A 14,140-nucleotide genomic window follows, 5' to 3' on the forward strand; every position below is an offset into this window, starting at 1 on the left:
GCTCGTCTGCCACATACCCAAAGAGTGTCAAATGTAAGTAAGGGCTTACTAGTATCTATACTCATAAAGTACTATTGGTGTCCATTCATTTGCACGCTAATCGCTTGCCCAATACTATCGCGCAGTTGTTTTGGTACACGAATAGGGCGCATTGGTGTTGTATTCACTGTCGTGTCAGTTTTGTTATTGTCTGTTTGCTCATTGGCCATTGGCTCTGGTTTGACAAGATTCTGTACACAGGCGATGACGATCTTGGTGCTGCTTAATAGCTGACTACGGGTTGTTTTGGCAGTGTCATCATCAGATAGGGTTCGATGAATGCTTTGATAAAATATCATGCTGGCAGGTTTTAGCTCTACTTTATCGATACGGACACTGATGATTTCATCTAAGAGAATGGCTCTTTTGTATTGTAAATCTGCCTGACTCACGACAAAATGCTGTACATCACCATCATCAGTCTGCAAAAAATAACCATTAAGACCCAGCTTGGTAAACCAATCGCGGCGACAGTTTTCAAAAAATACTAGGTGGTTGGCGTGATAAACTATACCGCCAGCATCAGTGTGGTTGATGTAGACGTTATAGTCTTTAGCAAACAGTGGTTCGATATTGTTATTAGGGGCTGTGTTATTAAGGGCTGCATTTTTATTTTTTTGATCAGTCATTGTCATAATAGTGCTCAGTATTTTAATAAGTATTGTTTGATGAAGACGCTATATATGTTTGTGCCAATAAAAAAGCGTCTATTATATTATTATAATAAGAGCTACTCTAGCTTAAGATATAAGGCCATGCAACTGCTCGAACAGACGAGGTCTGTTATCATAGACATTTATAGCGCATTCGTTTTTATTAGCATCGTATTTTAACCAATCAGTATAGGACAATTTATGACCCGTTTTGTCAGTTTTAATATTAATGGTATCCGTGCTCGCCAGCATCAGCTTGAGGCGGTGCGCGAAGTAATCGATCCTGATGTCATGGGTCTACAAGAGACCAAAGTTCATGATGATCAGTTTCCACTTGATAATATAGAAGGCTTGGGCTATCACGTAGAGTATTTTGGGCAAAAAGGACATTATGGTGTGGCACTACTATCGAAAACTGCCCCTATATTTGTACAAAAAGGTTTTCCTGGTGAAGATGTAGAGGCGCAAAAACGTTTTATCCATGCGCGCTATGAGATCGAAGGACGTGAGATAGATGTGCTCAATGGCTATTTTCCACAAGGAGAGAGTCAAGATCATCCGACCAAGTTTCCGATGAAGCGCGCTTATTATGCCAATTTGATGGCTTATATTGATACGCTAAAGGCAGAAGGTCGCTCACTCATTGTAATGGGTGATATGAACATTGCACCAGAAGACATTGATATTGGTATCGGTGAGGTTAATGCAAAGCGCTGGCTGAAAAATAGAAAGACCTCGTTTTTGCCAGAAGAGCGTGAGTGGTATTCAGCATTGATGTCACGTGAATTGACTGATACATACCGTTTGCATTATCCCGAGAGCACAGAGTTATATAGCTGGTTTGATTACCGCAGTCGCGGTTTTAATGATGAGCCTAAGCGCGGTTTACGTATTGATCATATTCTATGCACATCTGATCTTATTAGTGAGTGTATCGATGCTGGAATCAGCTATGAGCTACGCGCTATGGAAAAACCCTCTGACCACGCACCAATTTGGTCGGCATTTGATCTAAAAAAACCGTAATATGCCTATAGTGTTTATTACGTTACCCTTAAAAACAACGATAACAATTAAAAAGTAAGGATTTTATTATGGCTGTTGGAAACGTAGCAGTACCTGATACCATCTATCCGATTGACGGCATTAGACTCAGTGCGACCGCAGCAGGCGTGCGCTACAAAAACCGTGATGACTTGGTTGTCATAGAAATTGCGGAACAAGCGACCACGGCAGTTGTCACGACCAAAAATACATTTTGTGCCGCACCTGTACGCATATTACGTGAGCACTTTGCCAAGTCCACTCCTCGTTATTTAGTCACGAATACTGGTAATGCGAATGCAGGTACAGGCGCTGATGGCAAACGCCGCGCCGTTGACATCTGTACAGCCTTAGCTGATAAAGCAGGCGTAGATAATCATGCGATATTGCCGTTTTCTACTGGTGTGATTGGCGAGCCGTTAAATAGTGATGCAGTCATTGCGGGTTTAGATGATGCGTTGGCAACTTTAGCTGATGATAGCTGGCTGGCTGCCGCTAATGGTATTCGAACGACAGATACTATTCCTAAACTTACTAGCCAAAAGATTGATGTGTCAGGTACCAGTTATCATATCACTGGTATGTCAAAAGGCTCAGGCATGATACGCCCAAATATGGCAACCATGCTTGGCTACGTAGCAACGGACGCCAATATTGCCGCTGACTTATTGCAAGAGATGTTGAGCGCTATTAATGAGCAGTCTTTTAATCGCATTACCGTCGATGGTGATACCTCAACCAATGACTGCTGTGTATTGATTGCAACAGGGGCTGCCAGCTCAGATGTTATTGATAGTCCAGCACATCCACATTATCAGCCCATCTTTGACGCATTGACCCAAGTCTTTGTGCGTCTGGCACAGTTGATTGTACGTGATGGTGAGGGTGCGACTAAGTTCATGACGGTCAAGGTAACTGGCGGTCAGACCACGCAAGAGTGCTGCGATGTGGCTTACGCAGTGGCGCATTCACCGCTAGTAAAAACCGCCTTTTTTGCAAGTGATGCAAACTGGGGACGTATCCTAGCAGCAGTTGGTTATGCGGGTATCGACGACCTAGACACTGAGCAAGTTGATGTATATTTAGATGAGGTCATGATTTGCCAAAATGGTGGTGTTGCGCCGAGCTATACGGAAGAGGCGGGCAAAGCTGTCATGAGCCGCGCTGAGATTACTATTCATATTGATCTTGCTCGTGGTGAAGCTAGCGACACAGTCTATACCTGTGATTTGTCTTACGACTATGTCAAGATCAATGCTGATTATCGTAGCTAACAACTCTAACCCAAAATAATTCTCGAATACGTTAAAAAAAGGCCAAAGCAATACTTGCTTTGGCCTTTTTAGTTTCTAATCCTTTTTGCATTCTAATGTATGCCGAGTATCAAAACACTCTGTTATTTAATACGTACTATTAACATGAGTTGCAAAAGCTGACGTTAGTTTACAAAGCAGTCATAGAGAGTAGGTCGGTTTGCAGCATATACTTGCCTAAGTAAATAAATGGCACTGTTTATAAGATACTTATAATATCGATAATAAAAAGAGACTTTGTGAAAAAGTATACTTGGATTGTTATCGCTTAATTAGCAACATAGCTGTCATAGAAAAATAGTTTCAGTAATAAATCTAGACACACAATAAATAATTATTACCACTCACTTGAGGAACACACAATGAAAAAACTAGCACTCGCAGCATTGATGACAACTTTCGCCCTTTCTGGTTGCTCTACTATGAGCATGGATGACGAGCGCACGATGGTTGTTGAAGGGCAGCCTATGAATGTAAAAGTGGTTAATATCCCAAGTTTTGAAGTTGAGATCGCACCGCGCAAAGCAGTTTGTGATCTGACTGCAACAGATGGCAGTATGGTAGAGTCACAGTGCTTACAGTATCGTCAAACCTATCAGAAAAACTACACGACTCTAAATGGTAACATTCAAGGCTTTACTTATGAGCCAAACTATCGTTATGTTCTAGATGTACGCCAAGAAGCAGTCGTTGCTGAAGGATCGAACATGGTGCAGCCTGTTTGGATTCTAAATGAAGTGGTTTCAAAAACTGCTGAGTAATTCTAATACTTAACGTCATGATTTAGTTTTATGAACTTGATGTCATGATGCTATCCATAAAAAAGACCTCTAATTTTTTAGAGGTCTTTTTTTATTGTTAGTACGGTATCTTTTTTCAGTTATTATCTACTATTAGCACAACCAATAACTCAGATTAGCATTGACTGTAGTTAACACTAACACCGCGAGTGGCAGTAGGAATTCTGTTATCAGCGTAAACAGCAAGCCCACCACGTGCAGTCTCTTTATATTTATCAGACATATCTGCGCCTGTCTGCTTCATGGTTTCTATGGCCTTGTCCAAAGAGACAAAGTGCTGACCATTCCCTCTACAAGCTAGGCGTGCAGCATTAATCGCCTTGACCGCACCCATCGCATTACGCTCGATACAAGGTACTTGTACCAGACCACCAATAGGGTCACAGGTTAGGCCTAGGTTGTGTTCAATACCGATTTCGGCGGCGTTTAAGCATTTGGCTGGTGTGCCGTCCATGATCTCTGCTAATGCAGATCCTGCCATCGCACAAGCAGAGCCCACTTCACCTTGACAGCCGACCTCGGCACCAGATATAGATGCATTTTGTTTGATTAGACTACCGATAGCGGTGGCGTTCAGCAAGAACTTACGAACGCCGTCTTGGCTATAGTTGGGCAAAAAGTCACGGTAGTAGTGCAGTACGGCAGGAATAATACCTGCGGCGCCGTTGGTTGGTGCTGTCACGACCTTACCGCCATTGGCGTTTTCTTCATTGACGGCGAGTGCGTATAAGTCTACCCAATCCATAGCGGCGAGTTTATCCGTTTTGGTGATAGGCTGATCTTTTTCAGCGCACAGTTGTACGTGCAAATCTTGTGCACGGCGCTTAACATCTAAGCCACCTGGCAAGATACCACCATTTTCACAGCCTTGCTTTACACAGTCTTGCATGACCTCCCAAATACTATCTAAGTAAGCAAATATCTCTGTTTTATCATGGAAGTGGCACTCATTTGCCAGTACCAATTCGCTAATACTCAAGTCATGCTGACGACATTGCTCTAGAAGTTCTGCTGCGTTGTTGAACGGGTAAGGCACGCTATCGATGGTTGGGCTGGCGTGATCTTCGTCTGGGTCGGTAGCATCTTCTTCATTGATAACAAAGCCGCCCCCAATCGAATAGTAGGTCTGTTGATAGCGAGTGCCATCGTTTGATATGGCACGCAGTGTCAGTGCGTTAGGATGGTAGGGCAATACAGTGTCATCGTACCAATGAATATCCTGCTCTGTATCAAAGGCAATGGTGTGAGTACCTGATATGTTCAATATTTTGTCAGAAAAAATAGGGGACAAGTAACTGCTACTCATACGCGTATCAATAGTGCTTGGCGTATGACCTAGTAATCCTAGTAATATAGCCGTATCTGTGGCATGCCCTTTTCCTGTTGCCGCCAGCGAGCCATAAAGCTCGATTTCTATCTTAGCAACGGCAGTCAATGCTATCTGTTTGGTTAATGAGTCCAAAAACAGGTTGGCGGCTACCATTGGCCCGACAGTATGTGAGCTTGATGGACCAATTCCGATTTTAAATAAATCAAAAACACTAATCATAATAAGTTACCGAAAAATTTAAGAGCCTTAGCAATCCTCACGATTACATTGAGCACTTTTATTGAGAATATAACAGACGGTTATCGCCCGCAGCCACCATTAATAGGGGCATGCGAGACACTGTCTATAAAAGGTTTAACACGAAAGAGTACAAGTGATGACTGAATAATAACTTTTATTTATTTTGAAACTCCGCTATCATGCTCGGAGCCAACGACTATGTAACATCCTGTAAGTAAATATCGCTACTGAGTATGCTAGCGTGCAAAAGGGTAAGTATGTTTTTGACAACACTTTTCAACCTTATGCAGCTATCAAGACTTGGCTATCATACCAAATAATACTTTTGGTTTGTCATATTACAACATAAATGAATGAATTAAGATGACATATTATTGATAGGGGATGTTAGGTTTCTTCGATTTAAATCATCTGTAACTTACGCGGTTTTGTTGGTCAGTCTATCAACCTCATTCAGTTTTTATCTCATTAGTTATTTTAGCCTATTACTTTAGCTCAGCTCACATAGGACAAGCGCGCATGCCATCACAAAAAGATCCATCATCAGCTTCAGAGAACAGCGCTCAAGATCAGTCAGCTCACAATGCATTAGAGGCTGCAGGTATTGATTCAACAGCCATAAACTACCCACACAATCCAGATTTTGAAAATGGTCGCTGGTTTCCGACATGGCGAGCCTATAAAGGTAACTTAGACCGTGATCCAGTTGGTATTAATGAATATCTGCCACCATCAAAGAGTGTCTTGCTAGGGATACAGCATACGTTTGCAATGTTTGGTGCGACCGTACTTGCGCCATTATTGATGGGGTTTGATCCTAACCTGGCTATCTTGATGTCTGGTATCTGTACGGTGATGTTCTTTATGATCACTGGTGGACGTATGCCAAGTTACTTGGGATCGAGCTTTGCGTTTATTGGGCCCGTCATTGCGGTGACCGCTTATGCAGGGGCAGGGTTCAATGATAATTTGAATGTCGCGCTAGGCGGCATCATGGCTTGCGGTATTATTTATGCGCTAATTGGTTTGCTGGTGATGAAAACGGGTACAGGCTGGATTGAGCGTTTGATGCCGCCCATTGTGACTGGTGCCATCGTTATGATTATTGGTCTGAATTTGGCACCAGTGACCATTCAGGGTGTCTCTGCCAATCAGTTTGATGCTTGGATGGCCACGTTGACGGTATTACTCATTAGCAGTGTAGCGATATTTACGCGCGGCATGTTACGTCGTCTGTTATTACTGGTAGGTTTGGTGCTGTCCTATTTTGCTTATTTTGTCATGACCAATATCTTAGGGTTTGGTACGCCAATTGATTTTAGTACGGTCGCCGCTGCCTCATGGTTGGGGTTACCCAGTATTCATACCCCAAGTTTTGAGATGAGCGCTATTATTTTAATTGCTCCTGTTGCCTTTATTTTGGTAGCTGAAAATTTAGGGCATTTTAAGGCAGTAGAAGGCATGACTAAGGCTCGTGTCACCCCTTATATGGGTCGAGCGTTTTTGGCGGATGGTTTGGCCACGACTTTTTCGGCTGGATTTGGTGGTACAGGGGTAACCACTTATGCGGAAAATATTGGTGTGATGGCAGTTACCAAAGTATATAGCACAACAATATTTGTCGTTGCAGGTATCGTTGCAATTATATTGGGTCTATCACCAAAGTTTGGGGCGATTATCCAAACGATACCAGCTGCGTTATTGGGCGGTGCGTCTATTGTGGTATTTGGTCTTATCACGGTGGCGGGGATAAAAATATGGATAGACAGCAAGATCGACTTCAGTAAAAACAGCAACCTCATTATCGCGGCAGTGACCATAATCATGGGTACGGGAAACTTTAGCTTGCACTTAGGTGGTTTTGATCTGGGCGGTATTGGTACGGCTACTTTGGCTGCTATCGTATTAAATGCGTTATTTAACCAAAGCGCTGAGACCAAAGCAACTAAGCAATCATTGGCTAAATAATTAGACTATATAATAAGTAAATCTGAAATGCTTAAATAAAATATAATGTATTATGCCAATAAAAAGCGCCCATACTATTGATAGTGTGGGCGCTTTTTATTGGCTGACCGTATTCAGTCAAAAAAGCAGTTTTACTTATAGTCCCGCCTATAAAATTTTGAGAAAAACCCATAACGACGTAGTGCGCGAGGCTTGGGTTTTAGTGATCCTAAATAAATGGCAAACATAGTCAATAAGGCGCCGCCCCATTGTAAGCTATTGATAGGTTTGTCCAGCCAACTGTAATCAATCACGAGAGCAGCGATAGGTTCAGTCAATAGTAATAATCCAGTCAGTGCCAGAGACAGCTTCGGAATCGAGTAGGCAATCAGACCCCATGCCAAGCACTGCATCACTGTACCGTAGACAAGTACCCAGCCAATCTCAGACCATGTATTGGGCAATATATGACCAGTATCAAATACGAACATTGGTATGATCATCGCTAAAACACCGCCAATACTGATCAGCTGCATCAGCATAAAGATCGGTACAGGTTCGGTATCGTGTGTCTTACGAATAAAGGTCATTGATGCGGCCAGCATCGCGCCTGAAACAATACCAGTAACAAAGCCCCAAGTAGCAGCTGTATTATGCGCAAACTCAGGACTGCCAATCATGGCCACGCCCAACATCGCCAAAAACAAACTGATGATCTGTACGATAGATTGGCGTTCATTGAAATATAAGAACCCGATTGCAGCCAAGAAAAAGATCTGTAAGCTGTTGAGTAGGGTCGAGATACCAGGACCAACGGCATAGATACTCTCGTGCCAAAGCGCCAAATCTAATCCCAAAAAGGCACCTGATAACAAACCATAAAAAATAGCACGCCTTGATTGAGGTATTCGTTGTCCCATTACTTTAGCTAAGATGGCAAATACGACACCTGATATGGCCAGTCGCCAAAACGACATCGCCCAGCCACCGATATCGACATGAGCGACAATCAGACTGCCCAAACCAAAAATAATACAACCAATAACCAATCCAATAGGGGCGGCGCGTGAAGAAGCAATTGCCATAAATCGTCCTTATATTATTATTTTAGCCGGCACATATGTCGGTTGACCAAAGGCATATTGTCGTGGTTTTGGGCGAGAAATGAAATGGTAAAACCAAAATTTATTTTAGTTTTAGAAAGATTACTACGATAGGTAGTGAAAGTGCTTAAATAAAGGGCAGATACAAAGTCAGACATTCACGAGCATTAATTTCCAAAAGTTCAAGTTTTTAAGAACTTATAAACTATTTGAGAGTTTATGCGCTATGTGGCGGTGTTGATATTTATACAACAGCGCTTATATAATCGAGTCACATCCTTACAGGAATGGCGTTGGCGTGCACATGACTATTTGTTAGTCTAATGCCTTATGATGTGGCTAGCGCTCAATGTGCTATACCAAACACTCTATACTATTTGCCTAGGTTTGCTCATGCTCCGACATTTTTTGTCAAATATACCGTCAAATGTAACCTCTAAATCTTCCCTAAGAGTATCGCAGTTTAGCGTTGCTATTGGTGTTCTCTCTAGTGCTATACTTTTGATACCAAGCGCACAAGCAGCCAGCTGTAAGCTTCCCAAAAGCTACTACAAAAATGTCTCCTGTACAGCTAGTAGTCGTTACTTTTTAGCAGAGAAAGATTTTGGTGCGCCAGTGGCTTTGATTGATAGCAAGGGCAAAAGAGTTGTCGACTTATCACGTTATCAAAAAGTTGATGCCAATAAGATATCAGGCGGTCTACTACCTGTGCTACGCAACAGCCATGTCGGTTATCTCAATATGCAGGGCCGTGAGGTTATACCGGTAATGTACGATATGATCACAGGAAACCAAGGATGGGCGCGCCCAGTATCCGATGGGCGTATCGTGGTAAAAAAGGACGGCAACTATGGCGTTATTGACACGTCCAACAGTACCGTTGTCTCGTTTTCAGCGACAATCGATGAGATTGATGACTATCGTAATGGTGTGACGCGCGTCCGCAAAAACAGCACAACCAGCTGGTTGGACAAAAACGGCAATGCGACTAACGATCCAAACGCTCGGAGTAGCAGTCAGACAACTAAACAACCGACCACGTCTAGCAATACCAATGTATCATCATCACAATCGGAGCGACCCACACCTAGACCCTTTACGACGTTGCAACCCCGACAGCAAGATGGAAAGTGGGGTTTTGTAGATGATAGTGGCGTTACGATGATTACCTATTCATTCGATGAAGCCCGAGCATTTTCTGAGCAATTAGCTGGTGTACGTATTGGTGATGAGTGGGGGTTTGTTAATCTTGGCGGTGAGCTGGTCATTCCCTTTCGCTTTACGAGTGATGAGGTATTGGCTAATGATAGCTACAAAGGCAAGCCGTCATTTTTATTCACAGATGGCAAGGCATGGATTGGTAACCTGAAAAATGGCAATAAGATGTGCATTGATAAAGAAGGTACTGCCATCAGCTGTGAGTAGAGTAGCGCCGTGCCTATATAGATAGGCAAAGAAAGAGTGTACCCCCTATCAGCCATAGAATGGGGTACACTCTTTTTCACAACAGCTAGTCGTCAGCTCTTTATCATAGATAAATGATTATTTATCTGATAAATGATTGCTGATCAAATCGACCATATAAGGCTGATAGTACTCCGGAATATCATGCGCCATGCCTTCGATCAGATGAAACGTAGCATTAGGAATGGTTTTGGCGACTACTCGGCCTTGTGATGCAGGTAATAGCCCATCAGCACTACCGTGCAGTACGATAGTCGGTGCTTTGACTTGCTTACTGAAGCGACTGATAGAGCCTGATGCCAAGATCGCGTTGAGCTGCTGTACAGTACCAAGGGGATGAAAGTTGCGTTGATAGCGAATTTTAGCGATTTCGCGGACCATACGCACATTGACATGACCGGGCGTGCCAACTGTCTTCATAAACCAAACACTATGGCGTACGATATCACGCTCAGAGTGGCTCTCTGGGCGATTGATGAGCGTATATAGCTGCTTGGGCTTTGGCGGTTTTAAAAAAGCACGATTGGTTGTGGTGAACATCAGTGCCATACGCTGAACCAAACTTGGATAACGCGCGGCCACAATTTGTGCAATCATACCGCCCATAGAGGCCCCAAGCAGGTGCGTTCTACCGAGTTTTAGAACTTTAATCAGACGTGCGGTATCCTCTGCCATATCAGTCAGGTTATAGGCAACCTGAGTGCTCTTATTTGACAGCCCCGTTTGTAGGCGCATCATCATTTTGAGCTGGCTAATACGGGGCAGACCATCGATCTGAACTTTAGAGGACAGGCCAATATCACGATTATCAAAACGAATCACAAAAAAACCAGCATCAATAAAGCGTTTGATAAAATTATCTGGCCAAAATACCATCTGCGATCCCAACCCCATAATCATTAACAAAGGTGGGTTGTTGGGGTTGCCGCCAGCTTCGATACATAGCTCAATACCATCACCAATATCAATCATCGCTTGGTAGAGGTGTTTGCTAAGATCGGAGTCTCGCCATTGGTGATCCCCAAACTTTTGCCACTCAGGCGCTGGATAAAAATCTGGCGTATTGTCTAGATCTGTGTCTGAAGTTTCACGCAATTTGGCACTATTGATGTCATCTGATTTTGTCATGAAGTGTCCTAATTAGAGGGTCGTCTATTACAGCTCAAGCATCTCAAAATCAAGCTTGCCGACACCGCACTCAGGGCACGTCCAGTCATCAGGGATATCTTCCCATTTGGTACCAGGTGCAATACCTTCTTCAGGGCAGCCAAGCGCTTCATCATATATCCAGCCGCAGACAATACATTCATAACGTTTCATAAATAGTCCTATCGATCATTACTAGTGTTATAGTGCGTCATAAACACTCATGTGTAGCATCACAGCCATCATATTAGACTGCAAAAACGCACGTAGTTTAGCATATAACCGTTATTTTCATAGTTAAGTTTACACTTGTATATTGAGATGACTTGCCTTTTATCAAGGATAGCATATGCTCTATTTTGCTGTGATGTAATACAATCTAAGGCGCCAGTCCGCAATACGAAAGCCAGTTATGCTATAATAATCGCCGCTAAATTCACAGAGTCACCCGTTATTTAACGCTGATATACGATTAACCAATTAGTATAGAAGCCATACCCATTCATCATTCAAACCAGATAAACACATAAGTTAAGGGTTAACATGAGTATTAATGCCGCCGCCGCATCTGCCACTACTGAAAATGAGACGACTACCATGCTCAACACTGACCATCCGTTTTGGCAGATTATTCGCACAGTACCAGACTTTCCAAAACCTGGCATTGATTTTTATGATATTACCCCGTTACTGCGCAGTCATGTTGATGCTGTCATCGATGCACTACTTGATGCGTTACCAGAAGGTTTGATGGATGAAGTGGACTGTTTAGGCGCTGTTGAGGCACGCGGTTTTGTATTTGCCAGTATGTTGGCAGGCCATTTGGGTAAAGGTATGATCTTGCTCCGTAAACCAGGCAAGCTGCCACCACCTGTTGCCAATAAGGCATACGCGCTTGAGTACGGTAAAGATACGCTTGAGATGCAAAACAATCTGCCACCTGAGCGTGTACTATTGGTCGATGATATTTTGGCGACTGGTGGTACGCTGACGACAGCGTATGAGCTGTGTCAATCAGCGGAGCATACGGTAGTAGGTGCATTGGTATTATTAGATTTAGTAGATCTGCATGGCGCGTTTCCAGTCCCCGTCTATACGGTACTAAAAGCCTAAAACCAATACTAAAAGACCAAGATCAATCGCAAGTCATTGCTGTCAGCCACAAAAAAGCGCCCTGAAAATAATCAGGGCGCTTTTTTTATGATTGGTCTAATGTATTATGCTTCATCTTGTTCGTAGCTTTTGCAAGCGCGTTCAACCAGTGTGCGTCCGACTGTCTTTGGTGTCGTGACTTTAAAGTCTTTGGTGGTCAGTATGGGTTTTTCTGATTGCCATGACTTGATGACCTTGTTGTCAGCACCATAATTGACATAAGCCCTTTTGTAGTAACTGGCGTCTTTACAAGAAATCAGGAGCTGCTGGTCACTATGATGAATGGTTTTTTCTTTCACTGTATCTTTTTCTTTTTGCTTAGGATAGGTTCTTAGCATAGAGACAGTGATATTTTCGACCTCTTTTTCATCAATGATCTTGATGTCAGAGCTCTCAATAGAGTCCAAATCTAAACTAAAAACCGATCCAGAGCCGCTCTTGGACACTTCTACCCAATTGGCTGCATGGGCGCTGAACGCTAAAGCACAGCCTGCCAATAACATTGATAGCCGTTTCATACTTAAGCCTTGCTTCTTGTTATCTGAAGTCGCTCATGATAGCCAACTTACTGTGGGCAGGCAAATATCTTTTGTGTGACACCAGTGTGAATCTTGTCTCTTTTATTACCCACGGATTGCAGTTAGTGCTTTGGCAAGCTCATCACGTGCACCAATAAAGCCATCGATACCTTTAGGCAATAAGTCTTGTGTGACTTTATCTTTTTGGTAGGCGGCGCTAAATTCCTCATGGGTTAAGCTGACTTGGGTCATTGCTTGTACGTCCATTGACATACTAGGCGATAGCTGGCGTGTCACCTCAGTGTCCATGGTTGCTAGCTCATCAATGAGATTGGGCGCAATAGTTAACAAATCACAGCCTGCTAATGCCAAAATTTGCTCAGTCGAACGGAAGCTGGCACCCATTACTTGCGTCTGGTAACCATGCTGTTTGTAGTATTGATAGATGAGCTTGACTGATTGTACGCCCATGTCGTCAGAAGCTGGTACGTTTTGACGGTTCTGTTGGCGTTTTTGCCAGTCTAAGATACGTCCCACAAAAGGTGAGATTAGGGTCACGCCAGCATCTGCACAAGCGATAGCCTGATGTTGTCCAAACAACAGAGTCAAATTACAGTGAATACCTTGGGTCTCAAGATAGCGTGCTGCTTCAATGCCTTGCCACGTTGCTGCCATTTTTATCAAGACTCGCTCTGAGTTGACGCCAGCTTTTTGATACGCGTCCATAAAGGCAAGTGCTTTATCTATCGTCGCCCCAGTATCGTAAGACAAACGCGCATCAACTTCGGTTGAAACCCGTCCTTCAATCAGCTCTAAAATATCACAGCCCACTTGAATGGTCAGTGCATCAATCACGGCATCAACATCACCATTATGACGGCTCATTGTCTCTGATAGCATGCCTTGATTGTCAGGGTGAATCATAGCCTTGGTAATTAGACTTGGATTGGTGGTCGCATCGATAGGTTTTAAACGTGCAATGGCCGAAAGGTCACCAGTATCAGCAACAATGGTAGTCATGGTGCGTAGCTGTTGTAATGCGCTCATTAGGTATCCTTTTTTTTGGTAATGATATGATGCTCCTCTTATATGTAGCAGGGTAGGGAGCTGAGTTGAGACTGTAACACAGTTTTGAGCATGTGTTTGTCCAGAGTTGTGCGGTGTGACGCTGTTATGTGCCTTAACTGTGCTAATATTAATGGCATTGGGATATTTATGCGTATTTACGAATGGGCACTGACTCAAGTTTTTGTTATAGTAGAGCCGGCTATATATCGAGCAGCTGTATTTGATGATGCATATAGTATCAGCAGCAAATGACGCTAATGCGTAACTGACTTTCGAATGACTCCATCATGGGGCTATACACAAATACCATTGTATATAGTCAT

General features: G+C 43.2%; 13 protein-coding genes. 6 read left to right on the forward strand and 7 right to left on the reverse strand.

The features are described 5' to 3' along the window. Nucleotides 1-71: 71 nt before the first annotated feature. Nucleotides 72-674 carry a hotdog domain-containing protein gene (locus AC5JPY_RS00675; RefSeq protein ID WP_493851746.1) on the reverse strand — a complete coding sequence of 201 codons (603 nt, stop codon included), beginning with the start codon at nucleotides 672-674 and terminating at the stop codon, nucleotides 72-74. A gap of 219 nt (nucleotides 675-893) precedes the next feature. Here AC5JPY_RS00675 and xthA point away from each other — a divergent pair, with 219 nt between their 5' ends. The 3 genes from xthA (at nucleotide 894) to AC5JPY_RS00690 (ending at nucleotide 3,810) form a co-directional block, all read left to right on the forward strand. Next, nucleotides 894-1,718, forward strand: coding sequence for an exodeoxyribonuclease III (gene xthA / locus AC5JPY_RS00680; RefSeq protein WP_493851747.1), 825 nt, complete (start codon nucleotides 894-896; stop codon nucleotides 1,716-1,718). Between the two features lie 68 nt (nucleotides 1,719-1,786). Next, the gene (gene argJ / locus AC5JPY_RS00685) at nucleotides 1,787-3,010 is read left to right on the forward strand and encodes a bifunctional glutamate N-acetyltransferase/amino-acid acetyltransferase ArgJ (protein ID WP_493851748.1); all 1,224 of its coding nucleotides are present in this window, start codon (nucleotides 1,787-1,789) and stop codon (nucleotides 3,008-3,010) included. A gap of 401 nt (nucleotides 3,011-3,411) precedes the next feature. Next, nucleotides 3,412-3,810: a DUF4377 domain-containing protein gene (locus AC5JPY_RS00690; RefSeq protein ID WP_319050382.1), complete on the forward strand. Its 399-nt coding sequence runs from the start codon at nucleotides 3,412-3,414 to the stop codon at nucleotides 3,808-3,810. A 154-nt stretch (nucleotides 3,811-3,964) separates the two neighbouring features. Here AC5JPY_RS00690 and AC5JPY_RS00695 read toward each other — a convergent pair whose 3' ends face one another. After that, nucleotides 3,965-5,401, reverse strand: coding sequence for an L-serine ammonia-lyase (locus AC5JPY_RS00695; RefSeq protein ID WP_493852707.1), 1,437 nt, complete (start codon nucleotides 5,399-5,401; stop codon nucleotides 3,965-3,967). Between the two features lie 537 nt (nucleotides 5,402-5,938). On the opposite strand from AC5JPY_RS00695, the gene AC5JPY_RS00700 reads away from it, so the two are divergent. Beyond that, a complete protein-coding gene (locus AC5JPY_RS00700) occupies nucleotides 5,939-7,387 on the forward strand; it encodes a solute carrier family 23 protein (protein ID WP_493851749.1) in 1,449 nt (482 codons plus the stop codon). Nucleotides 7,388-7,518: 131 nt separating this feature from the next. Here the strand turns inward: AC5JPY_RS00700 and AC5JPY_RS00705 are convergent, their stop codons facing one another. Next, nucleotides 7,519-8,451 carry a DMT family transporter gene (locus AC5JPY_RS00705; RefSeq protein ID WP_493851750.1) on the reverse strand — a complete coding sequence of 311 codons (933 nt, stop codon included), beginning with the start codon at nucleotides 8,449-8,451 and terminating at the stop codon, nucleotides 7,519-7,521. A 411-nt stretch (nucleotides 8,452-8,862) separates the two neighbouring features. Between AC5JPY_RS00705 and AC5JPY_RS00710 the strand changes: the two genes are divergently transcribed. After that, the gene (locus AC5JPY_RS00710; protein ID WP_493851751.1) at nucleotides 8,863-9,894 is read left to right on the forward strand and encodes a WG repeat-containing protein; all 1,032 of its coding nucleotides are present in this window, start codon (nucleotides 8,863-8,865) and stop codon (nucleotides 9,892-9,894) included. Between the two features lie 117 nt (nucleotides 9,895-10,011). Here AC5JPY_RS00710 and AC5JPY_RS00715 read toward each other — a convergent pair whose 3' ends face one another. Both AC5JPY_RS00715 and AC5JPY_RS00720 read right to left on the reverse strand, forming a co-directional pair. Then, a complete protein-coding gene (locus AC5JPY_RS00715; RefSeq protein ID WP_319050386.1) occupies nucleotides 10,012-11,061 on the reverse strand; it encodes an alpha/beta fold hydrolase in 1,050 nt (349 codons plus the stop codon). Between the two features lie 27 nt (nucleotides 11,062-11,088). Next, a complete protein-coding gene (locus AC5JPY_RS00720) occupies nucleotides 11,089-11,253 on the reverse strand; it encodes a rubredoxin (RefSeq protein ID WP_057759803.1) in 165 nt (54 codons plus the stop codon). Nucleotides 11,254-11,676: 423 nt separating this feature from the next. Here AC5JPY_RS00720 and AC5JPY_RS00725 point away from each other — a divergent pair, with 423 nt between their 5' ends. After that, entirely contained in the window at nucleotides 11,677-12,192 is a 516-nt protein-coding gene (locus AC5JPY_RS00725) for an adenine phosphoribosyltransferase (RefSeq protein ID WP_493852708.1), read from the forward strand. Between the two features lie 104 nt (nucleotides 12,193-12,296). Here AC5JPY_RS00725 and AC5JPY_RS00730 read toward each other — a convergent pair whose 3' ends face one another. Together AC5JPY_RS00730 and AC5JPY_RS00735 are read right to left on the reverse strand one after the other, a co-directional pair. Continuing rightward, a complete protein-coding gene (locus AC5JPY_RS00730) occupies nucleotides 12,297-12,749 on the reverse strand; it encodes a surface-adhesin E family protein (RefSeq protein WP_493851752.1) in 453 nt (150 codons plus the stop codon). Nucleotides 12,750-12,854: 105 nt separating this feature from the next. Then, complete coding sequence (locus tag AC5JPY_RS00735) at nucleotides 12,855-13,796, reverse strand: transaldolase (protein WP_493843267.1); 942 nt, start codon at nucleotides 13,794-13,796, stop codon at nucleotides 12,855-12,857. Nucleotides 13,797-14,140: the final 344 nt, after the last annotated feature.

The sequence above is a fragment of the Psychrobacter sp. H27 genome (assembly GCF_059072655.1).